Source organism: Streptomyces thermovulgaris, from assembly GCF_002155915.1.
In the GTDB taxonomy this organism is placed as follows: domain Bacteria; phylum Actinomycetota; class Actinomycetes; order Streptomycetales; family Streptomycetaceae; genus Streptomyces; species Streptomyces thermovulgaris.
On sequence record NZ_MUME01000095.1, the window covers coordinates 1 to 20073 of the forward strand.

Genomic DNA, 20073 nt, shown 5'->3' on the forward strand with positions numbered 1-20073 from the left:
CCCCCCGCCCCCAGCGGCCCTCCGGTCCCGCGGGCGACGACACCGACCGGGATCCTCCCGGCGGTGCTCCCCGGTCCGACGAGCAGTACCGGCACGTGTGCTCCACGCAGAACGCGACGCGGCAGGAGGCGCACGGCGAGCGTCCGCCCCCGCACGCACAGTCGGCGACGGCCGCACGGCAGGCGGCGCCGGCCGCGCCCCCGGGCAGGCGCGTGGCGGCGGCGGCCGGGTACGTGCCGTGCCCGGTGGGACATGTGGTCCGGGTCGGCGGACGGGCACCACCCGACGGCCCCGGCACGTGATCCTTTCGTTCCGTTCGCCGTTCCCACCGCCGTGACCCGCCGCCGTGACCGTGCGGCTGTGGTCGCGGTGTGCCTGCCGGAGGCTTTTGTTGATTCGTTCAAACAAGGTGAGGGCGATGTTCGCCCTCATCGTGATCGCGCTATCCGTCTATATCGCCGTCACCGTTCCGGTCCGTCTCGGACTCGACCTGCGGGGCGGCACCCAGATCGTCCTGGAGACCAAGTCCACGTCGGCCGTCAAGGCCGACAGCGCGGCCACCGACCGCACCCTGGAAGTGCTCCGCGGCCGGGTCGACGCGCTCGGTGTGGCCGAACCGACCCTCGTCCGCTCGGGCAGCAACCGGATCATCGTCGAGCTGCCCGGCGTCCAGGACCCGAAGAAGGCCGCCGACGTGCTCGGCCGCACCGCCCAGCTGACCTTCCACCCGGTGCTCGGCGTGGCCGACCCCGGTGCGAAGACCGTCAAGCCCACGCCCGGGGAGTCGAAGGAGCTCGTGCTCCCCGACGAGTCGGGGCAGAAGCTGCGCCTGCAGAAGGCCTCCCTGACCGGTAAGGACGTCAAGGGGGCCGACGCCCGCTTCGACCAGGAGCGGGGCGCCGGCTGGTACGTCACCATCGACTTCAACAAGGCCGGCAGCCGGGGCTGGGCCAAGCTGACCGGTGAGGCCGCCTGCAAGTCGCTGGGCGACCCCATGCGCCGTGTGGCCATCGTGCTCGACGACCGGATCATCTCCTCGCCGCAGGTCGACGCACAGGTCTCCTGCGGGGTGGGCATCACCGGCGGCTCCACGCAGATCACCGGCTCCTTCACCGACGCCGAGGCCCGCGAGCTGGCCCTGCTGATCAGCGGTGGTGCCCTGCCCGTGCCGGTCGAGACCGTCCAGCAGAACACCGTCGGCCCGACCCTGGGCGCCGCCGCCATCAAGGCCACCGCCTGGGCCGCGGTGATCGGCACCGCGCTGACCGCGCTGTTCATCATCAGCGTCTACCGGCTCACCGGCTTCCTCGCGACCGTGGCCCTGGCCTGCTACGGCCTGATCTCCTACGCCGCCCTGGCCGGCCTCGGCGCCACCCTGACCCTGCCGGGTCTGGCCGGTTTCGTGCTGGCGATCGGCATGGCCGTGGACGCCAACGTGCTCGTCTTCGAGCGAGCACGTGAGGAATACGCCAGCATGCACCGGCCCAGCGCACGCTCGGCCCTCACCGCCGGCTTCCGCAACGCCTTCAGCGCGATCGCCGACTCCAACATCACCACGCTGATCGCGGCCGGACTGCTGTTCTTCCTGTCCACCGGCCCGGTGCGGGGCTTCGCCGTCACCCTCGCCATCGGTGTCGTCGCCTCGATGATCAGCGCCCTGGTGATCACCCGCGTGCTCGCCGAGTTCGCCGTGTCCCGCCGGGCGGTGCGCCGCCGGCCGAAGATCTCGGGGCTGGCGAACACCGGACGGGTGCGCGACTTCCTGGTGAACCGCAACCCGCAGCTGATGAAGCGCCCGCGCCGCTGGCTGGCGGCCTCCGCGATCGCACTGGTGCTCGCCGGCACGGGCATCGCGGTCCGGGGCCTGAACTTCGGCCTGGAGTTCACCGGCGGCCGGCTGATCGAGTACAGCACCAGCACCACCGTCAGCCCCGACCGGGCCCGCAGCGCCCTCGCCGACGTCGGCTTCCCCAACGCGGTCGTGCAGTCCTCCGGTGACAAGGAGCTGACCGTGCGCACCGAGCAGCTGACCTACGAAGAAGCGGACAAGATCACCAAAACCATCGATTCCCTCGGCGGCAAGGCGGAGAAGATCCGCGACGAGCAGATCGGCCCGAGCATCGGCGAGGAGCTGCGCCGCAACGCCCTCATCGCCCTCTCCGTGGCCCTCGGTGCCCAGCTGCTGTATCTCGCCGCCCGCTTCCGCTTCGTGTTCGGCACCGCGGCGGTCGGCGCACTGGCGCACGACGTGATCATCCTCCTCGGCGCCTTCGCCTGGCTGGGCAAGCCCATCGACGCCGTGTTCCTGGCGGCCCTGCTCACCGTCATCGGTTACTCGGTCAACGACTCGGTGGTCGTCTTCGACCGCATCCGGGAGCTGCTCCAGAGGAACCGCAAGACACCGCTGTCCGAGGCCTGCAACAGCGCGATCCTGCAGACCCTGCCCCGCACCGTGAACACCGGTATGGGCGCCCTGCTGATCCTCGCCGCCCTGGCGGTGCTCGGCGGCGACTCGCTGACCGATTTCGCGCTCGCGCTGCTCATCGGCATCGTGGTCGGCACCTACTCCTCGGTGTTCACCGCCACCCCGCTCGCCATCGAGTTCAGCAAGCGCAGCGGGGCCACCCCGCAGCGGCCGCAGCGCCGCAAGCCGGCGCGCCGGTCCGCACCGGCCGCGCAGGTCTGATACGCCGATCCGGTGGGCGGTGCACCCCGCCGCCCACCGGAAATGGGTGCTGCGACCGATGGCCGGGACGCGCGCTCCGGGCCACTCTGGAAGATCACAGGAGGGGGGCCGCACATCGCTGCGGCCCCCCTCACCGGCTCTTGCCAGAAGGGACCGTATCGCCGATGTCGTTGGAGACCACCCGCAGTGACTCCGCGGCCGAGCGCATGAGCGCGCAGGAGGCCCGCCAGCGTCTGGAGCACGAACGTGACTCCCGCCTCGAACAGTTGCGGGCCATCGAGGAGAGCGCCAACGGCGGCCAGGAGGCCGCCGATCTTCTGAAGGCGCAGAAGAGCACCCTGCAGCGGGCGCTGAAGGACATCGAGGCCGCCTTCGCCCGGCTGGACGACGGTTCGTACGGAAACTGCGAGAGCTGCTCCAAGCCCATCCCCGTGGAACGGCTGGAGATCCTGCCGTACGCCCGTTGCTGCGTGCCCTGCCAGCAGCGCGCCGGCTAGACCGGCGGTCCTCCCTCCCCCGCTCTCTCCTGCTCCCTCTCGTTCTCTTCGCTCTCCTTCCCTCTCTCCTTTCCCTCCCCCGGCAGCGCCGCGTGCACATGCCCTGCCGTTCCCCGGGGCCGCCGTGCCTCAGGGGAGGGCCCGAGAGCAGGAGGGAGCCCCGGGAGCACCCGTGAACCGGATCCGGTTCACGGGTGCCGCCCCTTCCGTCCGGCCGCCCGGCAAAAGGGCTCACCAGGACCGCGGGGAACCACCCGCGCGGAAGGTCACGGCTGCGCCCGCCCCCGGTCCGCACCGGCCGGGCCCTGATCGGTGAAGCTCGCGAAGTACGCCGCCGCCATGTCCTTCTCCCCATGCCCCTGGGCGGCGGCGCGGGCGAAGCGTTCGGCGTTCGCGGCGGCCACGTCGAGCCGGACGCCGTGGCGCTCGCCGGCCCGGAGGATCAGACGGGCGTCCTTCTCCGCGGTGGTCACCGCGAAACTCGGCGGGAGGAACCCGTCCTCGAGGATGACGTCCGCCTTGGCGCGCAGATAGTCCATGTCGAGCGGGCCCCCCGCGACGAGGTCGAGGAAGTCCCGCGGGTCCACGCCGAGCCCCTTGGCCAGGGCCAGCGTCTCCCCGACCGCGGCGGTGACCGCGACGACCCAGCTGTTGGCCACCAGCTTCAGCCGTGTGGCGGTGCCCGCCGCGGCGTCCTCGCCGGTCCACACCGTGCGGCTGCCGACCGCCTCGAACACCGGTGTCACCGCCCGCCGGCCCTCGACCGGTCCCGCCGCCAGCACGGTCAGCCGCCCGGCCTCGGCCGGCTGCCTGGTGCCCAGCACGGGAGCGTCGTAGAACACCACGCCGTGCTTGTCGGCGAGGGCGGCCAGCTCGGCGACCGACTCCACTCCCACCGTGGTCGACTGCACCCACACGGCGCCCCGGCGCAGCGCGGGGGCGGCCTCGCGCATGACGTCCAGGACCGTGCCGCCGTCGTAGAGCATCGTCAGGACCGCGTCGGCCCCGCGCACCGCTTCGGAGGGGCTTTCGGCCACCTCGGCACCATCGGAGGCCAGCGGCTCGGCCTTGTCCCGGGTGCGGTTCCAGACCCGGACGCTGTGTCCGGCGCGCACGAGGTTGCGGGCCATCGCCGCGCCCATGATCCCGGTGCCCAGAACGGCCACGGCAAGGGTGTCGGTCATGTATCCACCTCCTGGTCGGCGCCGACGGTGCGGCCGGGGTGCGGGCCCGGTGTCCGCACGGACGGCGTACGGCTGCGGGTACCCGCCCCGGCCGTTCTCCGAGAAGAACAAGGAATTGTCACCCGAAGAAGCGACAAGGGAGCGGAAATGGCCGGTTCGGGCGTCGATCTGACCGGATGTCACCGGGGACGCCGCCGCCGAGTGAGCGGCGTCACACCCGCCGGCGGCAAGTTTTTACCGAATCAAAAGATTCTTTACGCTTCCCCCTACGTATCAGTCGGTGTCCGAACCGCCTGTTGGGCGGGAACCTTGACCGCGCAGGAGGCATGGTGCGTTTTTCGCGGAACGCGGCGGGAACTCTCTTCGTGGGTGGCGCCCTCAGCATGACCCTCGCCGCGCTCGCCTACCCGAGCATGCTCGGTCTGAACAAGGTCACCACCGACGAGGGCCGGGTCATCGCCCAGACGGAGTGGGGACCGCTGACGGAGGCGGACCGGGACTTCGTGGTCAAGGTGCGTGCGGCCGGACTGTGGGAGTACCCGCTCGGTCAGATGGCCATAGAGAAGGGGACGACCCCGGAGGTCGTCAACGCGGGTGAGCACCTGGTCGACGGTCACGCCGCACTGGACGCCAGCTGCCGCAAGATCGCCACCCTGCTGAACATCACGCTGCCGAACACGGCCAGCCCGCAGCAGGAGGGCTTCGTCACCACGATCGCGAGCAAGAGCGGCAAGGAATTCGACTCCGAGCTGGTCAACACCATGCGCATGACGCACGGCTCGATCTTCAGCACCGTGGCGAAGATCCGCGCCACGACCAAGAACACCCTGATCCGCCAGCTCGCCAACCAGGCCAACGAGATCGTCCTGGACCACATCACGGTTCTGGAGGACACCGGACTGGTCAACTTCGAGCAGACGCTGCACATGCAGACGTCCCCGCCGAAGCTGCCCGAGGTGGACCTCACCCCGCCGCCCCCGTCCGGCCGTCAGCCGCAGGTGGTGCTCACCCCGCCGCCGACCGCCACGTCGAGCCCGCTGGTGCTCCCCGGCGAGTCCAACCCCGCCACGAAGTCCCCCGACCCGAAGCAGGCCCCCGAGGCGCAGCAGTCGCCCGGCCCGCAGGTGGGGTGAGGCGCGGAGCATCGGGTTCCCTTTGTGCCGAAGACCGGTCGGAGCAGTGAACTTCGTTTGAAGGAACCGAAGTTGACACGCTCCGACCGTACCCGTGACCATGAGCGCACACTGTGGCGCGTGTGACCGACGGGCCCTGTGTCCTTCCCTCTGTCCTTCACGGACCCTGTCCTGGTCCGTGCCGCAGTCCTGCGACCAGTCACTCCTGTGCACAGACCGGTTCACCCTGTGCACGAGCACGATGGGATCCCCATGTCCATAGCCAGACGTGTCACCGCCGGCCGCCTGTGGGGAACGGGCGCCGCGACACTCCTCCTGTGTGCCGCCTCCGTCGCCGGCGCCTCCGGTGCCTGGGCCCAGAGCGCACCCGGCGGTGACGGCTGGGAGAAAGGCGGCAGCTACCGGCCCGGCACGGGCGCGGGCAAGGTCACCGGGAGCGACCGCTGCCAGTTCTCGCTGGACGGCGAGAACTTCTTCGACGCCGTCAAGGTCGACGATCAGAGCCTGCGGCCCGATCAGGGCGGCAAGGTCCACATCACGGTCCGTACCGCCGGCGACGCCACGACCTGCACCGCCTCCCTGGCCTCCTACCTCGCCCACGGCCCGACCTTCGCCACCTCCGGCGAGCAGGTGTTCGTCGACTTCGACACGGTGACGGTCAAGCAGGGCCAGACCGACTCCCTCGACATCGCCGTGCCGGACGCCGGCTGCTTCGCGCAGATCGACCTGTACCGCGGGGCGGTCAAGTTCGACGGCAAGCTGGACGCGAACGACGGCTTCGAGCACGGCGAGCTGCCCAAGGGCCCGGACCGCCCGGTCATCAAGGACAAGCTGATCGCGGCCTGGAACGGCGGCACCAAGGACTGCACGGCCGCCGAGGCCGAGCCCGAGCCCGAGGCCCCGTCCACCCCGCCGTCCTCGGCCTCCGCCGAGCCGTCGGCCCCGGCCGGGGACACGACGACACCGGCCGGTGAGACCCCCGCCGAGCCGGAGAGCCCGTCGTCGGAGCCGAGCGGCACCCCGGTCCCGTCGGCCTCCGAGTCCACCGCCGCCGCCCCGGCCCCGTCCCCGAACGGCGGCAGCGGCGACCTGGCGGAGACCGGCGGCGGCAGCAACGCCGGCCTCATCGCCGGCGGTGCCGCGGTGCTGCTGGCCGGCGGTGCGGCGATCGTGTACGCCACACGGCGCCGGACGACGACCCGCTCCTCGTAAGGACGGTCCCGCAGGACGTACGGAGCAGCACGCACGGGGCTGCCCGGGCGGACGGCGGCACGGCCCGCCGCACGATGCCCGGGCGGCCCCGTCGCCGTCCCGAGCCTGTGAGACCCACGTCGGCTTCCGTGGGGGCGCTCACCCACATCCCCACGTCGCAGGAGCGTATGGACAGGACCACTCCGCCCCGTGAGGGACAGCGCGGCTGTCAGTGGGGGATGCCCTCCAGGCCGAGGCGTTCGAGTCCGGCACGCGCGAGGACCCTCGCATCCGGTTTGTGCTCCATCGTCCTGCGGCCGTCGAACTCGTCGAGGCGCGTGCCGACCAGGCCGCGGCCCCGTACGGCGTCGAGGTCGGGACGCACACGGTTGATCCGCGGCTGTGCGGCGGACGGCCGAGGTGGCGACGGAGGCACCGGACGGCAGGCCGGCAAAAGCCCTCGGGCACAACCAGGGCAGTTCAGCCGATACCGCCCTCACCTTTGACCCGTCGTTCGCGGCTACGGTGGAAGTGGTCGCAGCCCCGGAGAGAGTTGACGTGGATCGTCGCGGGTTCCTTGCCACCGTACCGTTTGCCGCCGTGGCTGGTATTGGTCCCTCGAGGGACCGGCTGTGGAACACCCTGGACCAGAAGCCGGAACCGGGGCCGCGTATGCGGCTGGAAGACGTGACCACGGTCAAGAACATGTCTCGGCCTTCCGGCGCATGGACGTCTTCCAGGGCGGCGGGTCGGGGCGCCTGGTGCTGGCCGACTACATGAACCAGCACGTCCACCCCCTGCTGCGGCGCGCACGACGAGCAGGTACGGCGCGCGCTGTGCGAAGCTGCGGCCGAACAGACCTGCCTGCCGGGGTGGATGGCGTACGACAACGGCGAGCATTCCGTCGCACAGCGCTACCTGATCCAGGCGCTGCGCCTGGCGGAGGAGCCGCGCAATCCGACGCTCGGTGCGCACGTGCTCGCCGGGATGGCCGACCAGGCGACGCTTCTCGGTCCCCTGCCGAAGGCTGGCGGTTGGCACAGGCGGGCCGACAAGGACTGGCGAAGACGACGTCGCCGGTCCGCCTGGCGGGCCTGTGGTGTCTGAAGGTGCGGGCGCTCGCCCTGCTCGGCGACAAGAAGGCGGCGAACCATGCCGTCGTTCAGTCGGAGAAGGCATACGAGCGCGCCGACCTCGCCGGCGAACCGGAGTGGGCGGCCTTCATCGACCCCGCGTACCTGCACGGGGAACACGCCAACACCTTCCGGGACCTGGGCGACGCGGCGACGGCCGAGGAACACGCCCGCCGTTCCATCGAGCACGCGACCAGGCAGAAGCGGGCCCAGCGCGGCGCCATGTCGCAGGCGGCGCTTGCGGTCTCGCACCTGCAACGGCGCGACCTCGACTCGGTGTATGCGGCCGGGCTGCGCACGTTGAAGCTGGCCGGCCGGGTGAAGCCGTCGCGGGCCGTCGAGGGCGGTACAGGACTTGCAGCGGCGTACGCGGCCTTCGGGCGGCATCGCCTTGTGGCCGACTCCACCGAGCGGGCCCGCGTGCTGGTCACCGCGGCATAAGAGCCCAGAACGCACAGAGGCGCCCCGTACGGCCATAGGAGGCCGTACGGGGGCGGCGTGTCGTGCGACACCACCAAGCACCACCTTTCGTCCAAGAACTGTTCCTGAACGCACCAGCTTCCCGCCCCTAGACCACCATCTGGTTACAGCACCGACCGAGGGACACCGAAGCCCGGAATCTGTTCGCTCGATCCAGGTCCCGGCGCGCCGGGACCCTGCTTGGCGTCCTTGTCGTGGGAAACGGCAGGGCGTGCCGCCGCATGAACGGGATGCCCATGGCGGCATACGCGTCCGCATGAATGGTTCTCAAAAACATGAGGACGTAAAAACGTCCCCGCAGAATGCGGATCCTGCCATCTTCGCAGGTCATGGACGCACTGATCAGAAGGGGTGTCCCTCGATGAAGGGGCACTCCCTTCTGCATGGCCTTGTCTCGCCTTAACCCGGCCCTGTTGCGAAGTGGATCAGTGAGTGTGGACCAGACGTGGGCCAAGAACCCACGGAGCGAGATTGGAACCTGCCGGTCAGAACCAGCACCTGAGACGGTGTCTAGATGGCACTTGGACCAGTGTTCAGGTCGATCCTGTCGTTGATCTTGCCGGTTACGGCGTCAACAAAAGCCGTCCTGGCTTGCGTCGCGGAATCATCCGGTACGCCGTCCATGACAGCGCCGTCCTGCACGACATCCTTGGGCGTGATCATCCAGTACGGGCGCCACCGGCCCTGCTCATCGCGCGCCGCGAGAAGCACGGACGAAGCCACCGGATGACCGTCAAGCGCTACGGAAGCGGCGTCGACGGCTTGGCTGCGGCTGATGCGGACCTTGGGCAGCGCAGGATCCTTCACATGACGTGCGGCGAATGAAGCGACTCGACCGCCGGGCCTGATCACTACGTCCATGCGCATCGGCATCATCACGTCGTCTTTGTAGCGGCGCAAGGACACAAGTCGTGCCTCGTCGTGCGGTCCCACCCGGCTGATGGACTGCTTCGCCGGAAGCGCCCAGGGGAAGTGGTCGTCGATGAAACGCTTCGCCACCTTGGCCGCTTCCTCATCGGACACGTGATCCTGCTTGGTTGCCCCGCGTTCAGGGACTGGATCGATCATTCCGGACTGCACTTCTTGTGAAGGCCAGTCGATCAGAAGGGAGCCCTTGTCAGTGCTGAGCTGTATGGTGCCTGTGCCTCCGGGGCCCGGATCGAACTGAACCCTCACAACATGTGCTGTGGGCGGCAGGAATTCCTTGGCTGCTTTCAGGGCCGCTTTGCGCTGTGGACCAGATGCGTCGTGCGCCCACGCCACATCCGACATGACGGGGGTCACCATGGTGGCGCAGAGCGCGGCAATGGCGACCATGGCGGCTGAAAAAACCCGCACGAAGTGTCGGCCGGGCCGGATGAGGTGGGCGTTGCGGTGCCGGTACCAGAGGATAAGTGCGACTGCGGCGGTGCCGATGAGCGCGCCGATGATGTTGGTGATCCAGTCGGTGCTGTCGCAGGCGCGGCCCATGCCCGGCGTGATGGCCTGGATTGTTTCGATGCCGGCGGACAGTCCAGCGAGGGCGAGTGCGACGGAGACGGGACGTCGTGTGATCCAGGTCCAGGCTGCCGCAGCGGGTATGAACAAGGTGATGTTCATGAGGCCCTGCGTGGTGGCAGCACCGGTGAGAAGGTCACGTTCGATGTAGCAGACGTTGTTCGCAGGGGCGTTGAGCGAGAGCGGATACAGCGTTGCACTCAGGATCAGCGCAGTCGATGTCGCGGTCAGAAGGCTCATGATGAGCGGCTGTTGCGCAGCCCTTGCCACGAGGAGACCGATGAGCCCGGCAAAAACGCATACGCCGAGGACGGTGCCCATCAGAGTGTGGTCGTTGAGGAGGGTCTGAATCATGGGGCTCTTGGTGGGAGGGTGGAAAGAGGCATGCCCCCGCCCGTGGGAGGGGCGGGGGCAGTTCTGATTGTGCTGCCCTCGTGTCAGCAGCCCGTCACGGGCGCGTTGTAGAACGTGCCCTGACCGTCGACGTTCAGGAATCCGACAAGGTTCTGACAGTCGTTGATGTAGACGTTCTTCCACTGAGCGGACTTGGTGGTCCCGGCGGACTGAGTGAACCAGGATCCGTAGTGGGTGCTGTTGTGGTAGCTGTAGCCGAACCGGGCGCGGATGGTGCCGCCGCTCCGCTTCTTCAGGCCGTGCGTGTCGGACGACTCGCCCGTGTCGGTCCAGCCGGAGCCGACGCGGGGCATACCTGCGGACAGGAGCACTTCCTCCGGCCTTCTTCAGGAAGGGTGAAGTCGTCCTCACGGAGACCAGCCGCCTCACTGCGGCCACGTCGCGGCTGCCGCAGCATGACACCTACAGCCCGGAAAACCCGGAGAAAACGGACGCGCTATCCTTCACGCCCTGACGGGGCACCGCCAAGCACGCCCCTCTGGGCGACATCATGCGGGCCCGCGAAGAGGTTTACCGGCGATTCTCCATCGAGCGCCACAGGCTCAGCCGACAGCCTCGCACAGAGCCCGGCAGCGCCGACGAGGCACTCGGGCGGCCCCGTGAAGCCGGCCGTACCGGCACCCGCTTCGCCGCGGGACGCACACCTTGCCTGACGGTGCGGCCTCCTGGACGCCCTGCACCCGAAAGTGGCCGGGCTCGCTCGCCGAGTACGCCGGCCGCTTGCCCGGTCCAACCGGCATGTCACTCACCGTCCCCGCTCCCTCTTCTGCTCAGCACGTCTCCGACCTGCGAAGACAGGGGATTCGACCCCCACAAGCACGCCTCCACGTCCCTACGGCTCACCCGGACGGACCGGCGCGCTGGTGGGCAGGGCGGCCGGATGGTGCGGTGAAAGGTGAACGGTGAAGAAGGCCGGCACTCGACCCTCGGGAGGCCCCGCATGCTCCGTCCCCCGGCTCGTGTCCTGCTCGCCTCGGTCCTGGCCGCGCTCGCCCTGCCGGCCGCGGCGGCCTGCGCCCCCGGGCCGGCCGGCCGGGTCGCCGAGGCCGCCGCCTCCCCGTCGGCGGCCCGTCCGACCGCACCGGACTCCGCGTCCCCGGCCTCCACGCTCACCCAGGAGCAGGCGCAGAAGGCACTGCTCACCGAGGCCGACCTGGGTCCGGCGTGGGGCCCCACCCAGGGGGCGGCGACCTGGCGGGACGGCGTGCTCAAGGCGTGGACCGAGACGCCCGAGTGCCAGCGTCTGCTGGAGGCCCTCTACACCGAGGAACCGCTCGGCGCCCCCTCGGGCACGCACGCGGTGGCCGCCTTCGACGACCGCTACGGCGGGGCCCAGCTGCGCCACCAGGTGCTCGCGCTCCGCGCGGAGGACGTGGACCGCGCCCTGGCCTGGCTCGGCACCCTGCCGCAGACCTGCTCCCGCTTCACGGCGACGACCACCCGGTCCGGCGTCCAGAACATCCAGGTCATGGACCTCGCCCTTCCGGAGGTCGGCGACGCCCGCCGGGGCCTGCGGGTGACGTTCACCGGCGCCTCGGGCACCCTCACCTTCGACCTGGCCGCCGTACGCCTCGGCGACGACGCCGTCGTCCTCACCACCGGCACCCTCGGCACCCTGCCGGGGGACGCCGCCGAGTCCCTCCGCAAGAGCGTGGACCGTCTCACGGAGGTCCGCAGCCAGGAACGGCTCCAGGCCTGAGGCACCGGATGTCCTCCCCGGCCCCCTTGGAGCACCAGTCGGGTGGAGCACTAGTCGGGGTCGAACCTCGTCCTGTGCGTGATCACCTCATGGGCCACGGCGCGTGCGGTGCGGCCCTGGGCGAAGGCGGAGGCGCGCAACCGTGCCAGCGCCTCCTCGGCGCCCACCCCGAGCTGGGCCATGATCATGCCGATGGCCTGGTAGACCTCGTCCTGGCCCGTGGCGAGCCCGCTCAGCCAGGACGTTCCTCCCGCGCCCTCGCCGTCCTCCTCGTGGGGCAGGGACATCAGGGCCAGGGTCATCAGGTCGGCCAGGTGCCGGGCGGTGTGCAGCTCCTCCCGGGTGAGCCCGTACGGGAAGTCGCCGTACAGGTCGAACGTGCCCACGCAGACGGCGTCGTCGCCGAGCGGAAAGGAGTACACCGCCCGGACCCCGGCCTCGGCCGCCTGCTGGGCGAACACCGGCCAGCGCCGGGCGTCGCGGCCCGTGGTCAGGTCGAAGGCCAGCACGGGCGCGCCGATCTCCGCGGCGTACAGCGACGGCCCGTCGCCCAGGGTGGCCTGGATCTCGGCCATCCGGGCGGCGGCGTCGTCACTGGCGCTCATCCGTACGGGCATGCCGTTGCCGCGCAGCGAGACGCTCGCGCCGGTCACCGGCAGCAGCTCGACCGCGACCACGCACAGCCGGTGCGGGACCTCTGCGGGCGCCTCGCCCCTGAGGTCCTCGGCGATCGCGTCGACGGCGTTCACCGGGTCGTGCGCGCGGTTCCGCTCCGGCGCCACCTCGATCCCGTGGTTCGTCCCGTAAAGGTGGAGGCGGTGCTCCCGGAAGCGGCCGTCGTCCGGGCCGCGCCGGCCGGGTTCGTCACCCGGGGCGCCGGGGCCGCCGTCCCTGAGCCGCACGGCCACCGCCTCCTCGTCCCATCGGCATCCCATCGGCGCGGTCGTCCGCGGTTCCCGGGGCAGAGACGCGCCCACCGCACCAGGAGGCGCCCCACCGCGGGCCACCCGCCCGGGCCGGCCCGTCGGGTACCCGCGCCCCTTTCCCGAAAACCCGCGGAAAGCACCGGGTGCGCACCCGTGGGAGCACCGGGTGCCCGTCGGCCGTCACAGCGGCGGCTGGGCCGGGGCCGGTCCCAGGGTGGTCGTGCCGGGGGCCGTACGGTGGCCGAGGCCCGTGCGGTAGGCGTCCAGGGCCGCCTCCACACGGCCGGTGCGGCGCAGCAGATCGCCGAGGAGGCGGCACAGATCGGCGAGGTCGCCGGCCGCGCCCGCGCGTTCCAGCAGGCTCAGCGCACGCACATAGTGCTCCTCGGCGGCCTCCGTGTCGCGGGCGTCCTCGGCGATGATGCCGAGCAGCCGGTGCGCGGCGGCAGCGTGGACGGCGCCCCGCTCGGAGGAGAGGTCCCCGAGGACCTTCCGGAGCAGCTCGGCGGCCTCCTCCGACTTGCCGCGCCGGTGCAGGACGTCGGCCAGCTCGACCGCGACCTGACTGGTGTAGAGCGCGGCGCGCTTGGCCGACAGCATGCTCTGCGCGATCCGCAGCTCCTCCTCCGCGCGCTCCAGTTCGCCGTTCTGCGCACAGACGTAGCCGCGCATCCAGTGGCAGTTGGCGAGTTCGGTGCGCAGACGCAGCTGCCGGTAGAGCTCGGACGCCTTGGCGAGCGAGGCGTCGGCCTCGGCGATGCGCCCCTCGGCGAGCAGGGTGCGGGCCACCGACCGGTGCATCCGGGCCACCAGCGCCGGGTCGCCCGCCTGCGGGGCGAGCGCGAGGGCGAACTCGGCCGCCTGGGCGGCCCGCGCATGCGCCCCCATGTCCATGTACGGCCCGATGACGCTCGCGTACAGCAGGAGCAGGGCGTCCGGGTCGTGCAGTCCGCTCCGGTTGAGTTCGTCGAGGGTGGACTCGAACAGGTAGACCGCGTACCGCAGTTCGCCCGCCAGGTAGTGGGCGACGGCCCGGCCGCGCAGCGCACGCACCCGGGCGGGCAGCGGCGCCTCGGCGAGGACCTGCTCGGAGCGCTCGAAGAACCGCCGGCCGCTCTCCAGCTCGCCGGTCTCCAGGGCGCACTCGCCGAGCCCGAGCAGGGCCTCGGCCTGGAGGTCGGTGAGCTCGTGCTTCTCGGCCTCGGCCAGCAGCCGGGCGTACTGCTCGGCCGCCTCCTTGGCCTCCCCGGTGGCCAGGGTGCGCTGCGCCTCGGTCAGCCTGAGCCGCAGATCGGTGGCGAGACGGGCGGGGCGTCCGGTGGCGAGTTCCTCGTAGGTGACCCCGAGCCGCTCGGCGATGTGCCTCAGTGCCTCGTCGGAGGGACGGACCCGGCCCGCCTCGAGCGTGGAGACATAGGCGGGGGTGTACGCCGGTTCCGCCAACTGCCTCTGGGTCAGCCCCCGTTCGCGCCGTAAGCGCTGCACTCTGCGTCCGATGGTCTCCGGGTCGTCCCGTTTCGCCATGCGATTCATCATGCCAGCCGGCCCGCCGGTGACCAGGGGTGCGCACCGGCCGGGAACCGGCACCGGACCTTCCGCCCATGAGGGACCAACTCGCCTCGGCACTCTTCCCGTTGACCGTCCGACCCCCTAGTTTGGGGGATGCGTTAAGCGTGCTTAATTCATCACTGTCGTTGCGAGGTCGGTTGCCGTGCTCGGACGTACTGTCGCGCGCCAAGGGGGCGGATTCCTCTCCGCACGTCTCGTCAGGGGACTCGGCGCGGCCGTCATAGCCGTGGCCGCCCTCGTCGCGGCGGCCAACGCGGGTCCGGCGAAGACCCCCGACCCGGCACCGGACCAGCAGATCGCCCAGAGCCCCTGAGAGCCGCCGGACGGAGCCGACGGAACCAGGAGAACCGACGGAACCAGGACCCCTGGACGAAGAGGTCCGCAGGCGGTGCGCGCGGCGGGCGGGGGTCCTGCCGGCCCGTGCGCGACGGCGGGTCCCGGCGTCCTCGCGGCTCCTGCCGCGGGTGGAGTCCGCCGTACCGGTCCGCGCTCCCGGACGGTCCCACGGCCGGGAGCGGACTTCGCCGCGCCCCGTCACCGCCCTGGTCACCGTTCCGACCCCGGGAGCCGGGATCGGCACCTCCTGCGCGCCCTCCCGCAGCGTTCTCCCGTACGGCCCCTCTCGGACCACCGCACGCCGTCACTCGAACGACCGTGCACGATTGCTCCGCCTCGGTGATCAATGCAGCGTGAGACCGAGTGCGCGCCTGCTCCCGCGGGGAGCCGGCCGCCCGCTCCCGTGCTCGGGACACCTCGGTGCCCGCGCCTCCCCGACCGAGGAGGAAGCCGTCCATGAGTTCCGCACAGCCTCTTCGCCTCCGAGGACCGCGCATTCGTCTCCGCGGACTGCGGAAGGGCGCGGTGGCCGGTGCGGCGGCCGCGCTGCTGCTCTCGGCCGGCGCCGTCGACGCGAGCGCCGCCCGGCAGGCACCCTTCGGCGGCGCGTCCCTCGCCGACGACGCGGTCGACGCCTACGTCTACGGCTACCCGCTGGTCCTGATGCAGGCCACCAAGCAGCTCTCCACCAATGTCACCCGCCCGGACCCCACCACCGTCCAGGCGCCGGTGAACCAGTTCGCCAAGGCGGAGAGCATTCCCGGCCCCGAGTCCACCACGGTGGTCTCGCCCAATGTGGACACCCTCTACACCTCGGCCTGGCTGGACCTGAAGGACGAGCCGGTGGTCCTGCACCTGCCGGACACCCGGGGCCGGTACTACCTGATGCCGATCCTGGACGCGTGGACGAACGTCATCGCCTCACCGGGCAAGCGCACCACGGGCACCGGGGCAGGTGACTTCGCGATCACCGGCCCCGACTGGCACGGCACGCTCCCCGCCGGGGTGAAGCAGATCAAGTCCCCGACCAACACCGCCTGGATCCTGGGCCGTACCCAGCTCAACGGCCCCTCCGACCTCCCCGCGGTCCGTGACCTGGTGGCCCAGTACACCCTCAAGCCGCTCAGCGCCCACGGCCGCCCCTACGACCCGCCCGCCGGACGGGTCGACCCGGCCGTGCCCGCCATGTCGCCGCCGGACCGCGTCAACCGGATGGACGCCCAGGCGTTCTTCTCCCGGCTCGCCTCCGCCATGGCGGACAACCCGCCCAGCCCGGCGGACGCCCCCATGGTCGCCACCCTGGCCAGACTCGGCATCAGCCCCGGCGAACCGTTCGACATCGACGCCAAGGGCCCGGCCACCGCCCAGGCGCTGCGCCAGGCCGTCAGCGCGGGCCGGCAGCGGATCCAGCAGGCCGTCTCCACCATCGGGAAGGACGTCAACGGCTGGCGCGTCGCGCTCGATCTCGGCCGCTACGGCACCGACTACCTGCGCCGGGCCGCCACGGCCTGGCAGGGTCTGGGCGCCAACCTGCCCCAGGACGCGGTGTACCCCCTGGTCCTGACCGACAGCGAGGGCCGGCAGCTGAACGGCGCGCACCGGTACACCATCCGCTTCGCCCCGGGCAGCACTCCGCCCGCCAACGCCTTCTGGTCCGTCACCCTGTACGACCAGAAGGGCTTCCTGGTGCCCAACTCCCTGGACCGGTACGCGATCGGCCACGCGGTCAAGCCCAAGGCCGACAAGGACGGATCGGTGGTCATCCACGTCCGGCACGACCCGCCGCCCCCCGACCAGCAGTCCAACTGGCTGCCCGCACCCGCCGGCCCGTTCAACATGATCCTCCGCATGTACTGGCCCCGGCAGAGCGTCCTGGACGGCACGTGGTCCCCGCCCCCGGTCACCAGGACCGGCTGAGCACAGGACGCCGAGCACAGGACGAGGCCCGGGTGACGCCGCCGGTCCGCGAGGCGATCGCGACCCGGCGGCGGCCCTCAGGGCGCTCACCCGCGCCGTGCGGCGGGAGCGAGCACCTGCGGTGACGCGGGCTTCGTGCCCCGGTTCAGTCCGGCAGGGCCCGCCGCAGTGCCTCGTCCAGCCGGCGGGCCAGCTCCGCGTCACCGGCCGGATCACCGGCGAGCAGACCGTCCAGCTGCGCGGTGAAGGTCTGGGTGAAGGCCCCGTAGAACGGGGTGCGGGGACGGGAGACCGCCCGTTGCAGGGCGGGAAGCAGGATGGTGCGGGCGTAGCCGGGCCGGCCGGCCCTGTCCCGGGGCATGTGGTCGGTGCGCTCGTCGGTGGACGACGCCGGTGCGCCCTTGGCGGCGGGCACCGCCGTGCACCGGACCCGGTCGTCCCGGTACGCCGAGGTGCGCGTCGCGGCGAACCCCGCGTCCAGCAGGCACCGTTCGCTCTCGGGACTGGTCAGGAACCGGATCAGCTCGATCGCCTTGCGGACCCGCTGCGAGGACCGGGTCACCGCCAGGTTCTGCCCGCCGAGCACCGCCCGGCCGGGCAGCGGGGCCACCCCGAGCTGCCGGGGGGTGAAGGTCCGGTGGAGCGTGCCGTAGGCGTACGGCCAGTGCCGCAGGAAGGCCGTGCGCCCGTCCGCGAAGTCGCCGAGCGAGGCGGCCTCGTCGGAGCTCGTGGCACGGCCCAGGAGGTACGGCGAGTCGGTGCGGCGGCGCAGCTCGGCGACGCCGTCGGTCAGCTCCCGCAGGCCGGCGGTGTAGCGGCCGGAGGAGTCGGTGAGCGTGAAGCCCTCCGTCGCCGAGGCGAAGGCCTCGATGGCGTTGACCGTACGTCCCTCGTAGGCGGCGAGCTGGGTGGTCCACAGCTTCTCGTACCCCTGGGGCGGACGGCTGTCCAGGATGTCGCGGAACTCGCGCAGCCGCTGCCAGGTGACGTCGGTGCCGAGGTCGGTCCGCTGCACCCCCGCCTCGCGCAGATGGTCGCGCCGGTAGTAGAGCAGCCCCACGTCGCTGTTGAACGGCACCGCGTGGACCCGGCCCTTCCAGCGGGCCGTGCCGGCCACCGACGCGATGACGTCGTCGTCGACCAGGTGGTCGGGCAGCGGCCGGATCAGCCCCGCCTCGGCGAACTCCGGCACCCAGGTCACGTCCAGGTTGACCACGTCGTAGTCGGCGCTGCCCGACTGCAGGGCGCCCAGGAGCTGGCTGCGCTGCTCGTCGGCCGAGCCCGACAGCTCCACCAGCCGGGCCCGGTAGACGGAGTTCTGCTTCTGCTGCTGCCGGTTCCAGGCGTCGATGAGCTGCCGGCGGATGCCGTTCCTGCCGGTCACGTCCCGGCCGCTGGCCACCACGATCGTGCCGGGCACGTCGGCGGGCGTCGGGTCCGGCTCCGGCCCGCCGCCGGTGCAGGCGGTGGCCGTCAGCAGCAGCGGCAGCACCAGCAGACGTGCGAGCGCCGCCGCCGGTCGTCGGGCCATCACTCCTCCTTCATCCCCACCCGTGCGACCTCGTCGTACAGGCCCCTGCCGAGGTCCTCGCCCGCGTCCAGGCAGCGGCCGCCGCTCGCCTCGGCGATCCGGGCGTCCGGGCGGCCCCGGTCGCAGGAGCCGGCGACCAGCGAGACCATGACCACCGGCACCCCCGCCTGCCGTGCCCGGGCCAGCACCTCGTCCAGGTTCCTGCCGGTCAGCCGGTTGTTGTCCTCGTCGTCGGTGATGTAGACGATCAGCCGCGGCCGTTCGTCGTCGGCGCCGCGGCCGGCCATGTCGTCGAGCGCGGCGAGCAGGGCCGCGTGCGGGTCGGCCTCGGCGTCCCGCACCGCCGCCCCGGCCTCGACGACCTGTGCGGCCTCGGCGCGGCGGTGCTGCCCGAAGGGCAGCAGGACCTCGTACGGCCGGCCGCCGAGGGTGTCGTACACCGCCCACACCCCGTACTCGTCCTGGGTGCCGAGCCCGCCCAGGGACTGGGTCAGGATGCCGGGGCCGCCGCCGGGTCCGTCCCATCCCCGGGCCCCCTCCTGGTCCATCGAGCTGGAGCTGTCGAGGAGGTACAGGACCCGGCCGGGGCCCCGGGCCCTGCGGTACTGCTCGAGCGCCGACTCCACCGAGGTCCGCTCGGCGGGGCCCGGCAGCGGGCGGGGAAGACGCAGCACGCCCGTGCCGACGTGCTCGTCGTCGAGCAGCGGATGGCCGAACTCCGTCGCGTGCCGGAAGCCCGCCGCGCCGAACACGGCCCGGCCCTCCGCGCCGGTCAGCCAGGTGCGGAACCGTTCGACGGCGGCGTCGCGCTCCGCCGCGTCCCGGTCGCCGTNNACGCGGCGGTGCGCGGCACCCGTGTGCTCCGGGCGCAGCCCACCCCGCTTCTGAGCAGGAACTCCGGGACGAGCACGGCGGTGCGGGCGTCCGCGGCCCGGTCGGACGGCAGGGTGCAGAGCAGTTCCGCCGCGGTCGGCGAGAGCCGCCCGGTGGGGCGCACGCTCTGCTCGGCGGTCCGCGGATCGGCGGCGCCGCTGTACAGGCCGACGGTCGCCAGCAGGGCGGAGTCGGTGAACTCGGGGTCGGGGCGCAGCACACGGGCGCCCGGGTCCCTCCGCCGCAGATCCTCGATCAGCCGGGACAGCGGACGTCCCACGCGCTCGCCCAGGNNNCCGAGGCGGGGATCCACACGTCCGGCTGCGGCCCGATGTCCCGCTGCGGATTGTCGTCCTCCGTGGAGGGGTCCTGCCAGGCGTCGGTGTGCCGGCGCAGCGCGGTGACCACACTGCTCACCCCCGCGCTGTAGACCGTGATGCCGGTACGGCGGCAGCCGTCCTCGGTGGTGTTGGCGTCCGAGACGAAATACCTGTCGGCGGCGGCGCGCACCGTCGGCTCCAGCTCGGGGTCGGTCAGCAGGCGCAGTTCGAGCGGCGGCGCGCAGGAGCGGTCGCCACCGGGGCCGATGAGCTCGTAGCCGCCGAGCCCGAGACCGGCCAGCGCGAGCACCAGCAGCGTGCTCACCGCGCCCCGGACCCGTCCGCGCAGCCCGCCGAACCAGCGGACGACGGCACCGGCCCGGCCCCAAAGCAGCCCGCCGCCGAGGCCCGGGATGCGCGGTGGACGGCGCGGGCGCGGCCCCCCGCCGCCCTTCGGCCCGGACCCGCCGGACGCGGCGTCCTCCTTCCCGGATCCGGTGCGCGACTGTCCGGAGGGCTGCGCCGGCTCCTCCTCCCGAGCCGTCCCCAGCAGCACGTCCATGCCCGGCTCACCGGCGAACTGCGGCTCCCACGGGTCCTCGAGCGTGGTGACACGGCCCGCCTCGGCCATCGCCCCGCGCACCTGCTCGAAGAGCTCGAGAAGCGACAACTCCCCGCCCGAGTCGA

The 20073-nt window shown here is 71.9% G+C and carries 15 protein-coding genes and 2 pseudogenes; 9 read left to right on the top strand and 8 right to left on the bottom strand.

All coding sequences use genetic code 11. The features are described from left to right. The 3 genes and pseudogenes from CCN35_RS28890 to CCN35_RS10235 all read left to right on the top strand — a co-directional run. Positions 1-302: pseudogene (locus CCN35_RS28890) on the top strand (hypothetical protein); the annotation flags it as partial. 116 nt (positions 303-418) lie between these two features. Continuing rightward, positions 419-2686, top strand: a complete 2268-nt coding sequence (gene secD, locus CCN35_RS10230; protein WP_245863098.1) for a protein translocase subunit SecD — start codon at positions 419-421, stop codon at positions 2684-2686. 164 nt (positions 2687-2850) lie between these two features. Further along, positions 2851-3183 carry a TraR/DksA family transcriptional regulator gene (locus CCN35_RS10235; RefSeq protein WP_086792353.1) on the top strand — a complete coding sequence of 111 codons (333 nt, stop codon included), beginning with the start codon at positions 2851-2853 and terminating at the stop codon, positions 3181-3183. A 266-nt stretch (positions 3184-3449) separates the two neighbouring features. Here the strand turns inward: CCN35_RS10235 and CCN35_RS10240 are convergent, their stop codons facing one another. Further along, positions 3450-4367, bottom strand: coding sequence for an NAD(P)-dependent oxidoreductase (locus CCN35_RS10240; RefSeq protein ID WP_067399044.1), 918 nt, complete (start codon positions 4365-4367; stop codon positions 3450-3452). A 326-nt stretch (positions 4368-4693) separates the two neighbouring features. Between CCN35_RS10240 and CCN35_RS10245 the strand changes: the two genes are divergently transcribed. Both CCN35_RS10245 and CCN35_RS10250 read left to right on the top strand, forming a co-directional pair. Next, positions 4694-5500 (top strand): DUF4142 domain-containing protein, encoded by an 807-nt coding sequence (locus CCN35_RS10245; protein WP_236561275.1) that lies wholly within the window; start codon positions 4694-4696, stop codon positions 5498-5500. A gap of 252 nt (positions 5501-5752) precedes the next feature. Further along, a complete protein-coding gene (locus CCN35_RS10250) occupies positions 5753-6712 on the top strand; it encodes an LAETG motif-containing sortase-dependent surface protein (protein ID WP_067399047.1) in 960 nt (319 codons plus the stop codon). A 208-nt stretch (positions 6713-6920) separates the two neighbouring features. On the opposite strand, the gene CCN35_RS29320 is transcribed toward CCN35_RS10250, so the two are convergent. Then, entirely contained in the window at positions 6921-7076 is a 156-nt protein-coding gene (locus tag CCN35_RS29320; RefSeq protein ID WP_245863100.1) for a hypothetical protein, read from the bottom strand. A 479-nt stretch (positions 7077-7555) separates the two neighbouring features. On the opposite strand from CCN35_RS29320, the pseudogene CCN35_RS30200 reads away from it, so the two are divergent. Further along, positions 7556-8265: pseudogene (locus CCN35_RS30200) on the top strand (NsdA family TPR-like regulatory protein). Between the two features lie 549 nt (positions 8266-8814). On the opposite strand, the gene CCN35_RS10265 reads toward CCN35_RS30200, so the two are convergent. Further along, entirely contained in the window at positions 8815-10155 is a 1341-nt protein-coding gene (locus tag CCN35_RS10265) for a VanZ family protein (protein ID WP_086792355.1), read from the bottom strand. A gap of 83 nt (positions 10156-10238) precedes the next feature. Next, complete coding sequence (locus CCN35_RS10270; protein WP_067398203.1) at positions 10239-10508, bottom strand: hypothetical protein; 270 nt, start codon at positions 10506-10508, stop codon at positions 10239-10241. Between the two features lie 647 nt (positions 10509-11155). Here CCN35_RS10270 and CCN35_RS10280 point away from each other — a divergent pair. Beyond that, a complete protein-coding gene (locus CCN35_RS10280; RefSeq protein WP_067398201.1) occupies positions 11156-11914 on the top strand; it encodes a hypothetical protein in 759 nt (252 codons plus the stop codon). A gap of 50 nt (positions 11915-11964) precedes the next feature. Here the strand turns inward: CCN35_RS10280 and CCN35_RS10285 are convergent, their stop codons facing one another. Both CCN35_RS10285 and CCN35_RS10290 read right to left on the bottom strand, forming a co-directional pair. Beyond that, entirely contained in the window at positions 11965-12849 is an 885-nt protein-coding gene (locus tag CCN35_RS10285; protein ID WP_079129945.1) for a GAF and ANTAR domain-containing protein, read from the bottom strand. 171 nt (positions 12850-13020) lie between these two features. Beyond that, positions 13021-14364: a helix-turn-helix transcriptional regulator gene (locus tag CCN35_RS10290; RefSeq protein ID WP_067398199.1), complete on the bottom strand. Its 1344-nt coding sequence runs from the start codon at positions 14362-14364 to the stop codon at positions 13021-13023. Between the two features lie 187 nt (positions 14365-14551). Between CCN35_RS10290 and CCN35_RS28665 the strand changes: the two genes are divergently transcribed. Continuing rightward, positions 14552-14722, top strand: a complete 171-nt coding sequence (locus CCN35_RS28665) for a hypothetical protein (RefSeq protein WP_169721348.1) — start codon at positions 14552-14554, stop codon at positions 14720-14722. Between the two features lie 479 nt (positions 14723-15201). Further along, positions 15202-16662 (top strand): DUF1254 domain-containing protein, encoded by a 1461-nt coding sequence (locus tag CCN35_RS10295; protein WP_086792359.1) that lies wholly within the window; start codon positions 15202-15204, stop codon positions 16660-16662. Positions 16663-16807: 145 nt separating this feature from the next. Here the strand turns inward: CCN35_RS10295 and CCN35_RS10300 are convergent, their stop codons facing one another. Both CCN35_RS10300 and CCN35_RS10305 read right to left on the bottom strand, forming a co-directional pair. Next, on the bottom strand, positions 16808-18193 hold the full coding sequence (locus CCN35_RS10300; protein ID WP_067398196.1) for an extracellular solute-binding protein: 1386 nt from the start codon (positions 18191-18193) through the stop codon (positions 16808-16810). Next, on the bottom strand, positions 18193-18945 hold the full coding sequence (locus tag CCN35_RS10305; protein ID WP_086792360.1) for a vWA domain-containing protein: 753 nt from the start codon (positions 18943-18945) through the stop codon (positions 18193-18195). Before CCN35_RS10305 ends, CCN35_RS10300 begins: the two co-directional genes overlap by 1 nt. Positions 18946-20073: the final 1128 nt, after the last annotated feature.

Bases quoted from the DNA above. Each gene is read 5' to 3' on its own strand.
- secD (WP_245863098.1), top strand. From the start codon at position 419: ATGTTCGCCCTCATCGTGATCGCGCTATCCGTCTATATCGCCGTCACC.
- CCN35_RS10235 (WP_086792353.1), top strand. From the start codon at position 2,851: ATGTCGTTGGAGACCACCCGCAGTGACTCCGCGGCCGAGCGCATGAGC.
- CCN35_RS10240 (WP_067399044.1), bottom strand. From the start codon at position 4,367: ATGACCGACACCCTTGCCGTGGCCGTTCTGGGCACCGGGATCATGGGC.
- CCN35_RS10245 (WP_236561275.1), top strand. From the start codon at position 4,694: ATGGTGCGTTTTTCGCGGAACGCGGCGGGAACTCTCTTCGTGGGTGGC.
- CCN35_RS10250 (WP_067399047.1), top strand. From the start codon at position 5,753: ATGTCCATAGCCAGACGTGTCACCGCCGGCCGCCTGTGGGGAACGGGC.
- CCN35_RS10265 (WP_086792355.1), bottom strand. From the start codon at position 10,155: ATGATTCAGACCCTCCTCAACGACCACACTCTGATGGGCACCGTCCTC.
- CCN35_RS10270 (WP_067398203.1), bottom strand. From the start codon at position 10,508: ATGCCCCGCGTCGGCTCCGGCTGGACCGACACGGGCGAGTCGTCCGAC.
- CCN35_RS10280 (WP_067398201.1), top strand. From the start codon at position 11,156: ATGCTCCGTCCCCCGGCTCGTGTCCTGCTCGCCTCGGTCCTGGCCGCG.
- CCN35_RS10285 (WP_079129945.1), bottom strand. From the start codon at position 12,849: ATGGGATGCCGATGGGACGAGGAGGCGGTGGCCGTGCGGCTCAGGGAC.
- CCN35_RS10290 (WP_067398199.1), bottom strand. From the start codon at position 14,364: ATGGCGAAACGGGACGACCCGGAGACCATCGGACGCAGAGTGCAGCGC.
- CCN35_RS10295 (WP_086792359.1), top strand. From the start codon at position 15,202: ATGAGTTCCGCACAGCCTCTTCGCCTCCGAGGACCGCGCATTCGTCTC.
- CCN35_RS10300 (WP_067398196.1), bottom strand. From the start codon at position 18,193: ATGGCCCGACGACCGGCGGCGGCGCTCGCACGTCTGCTGGTGCTGCCG.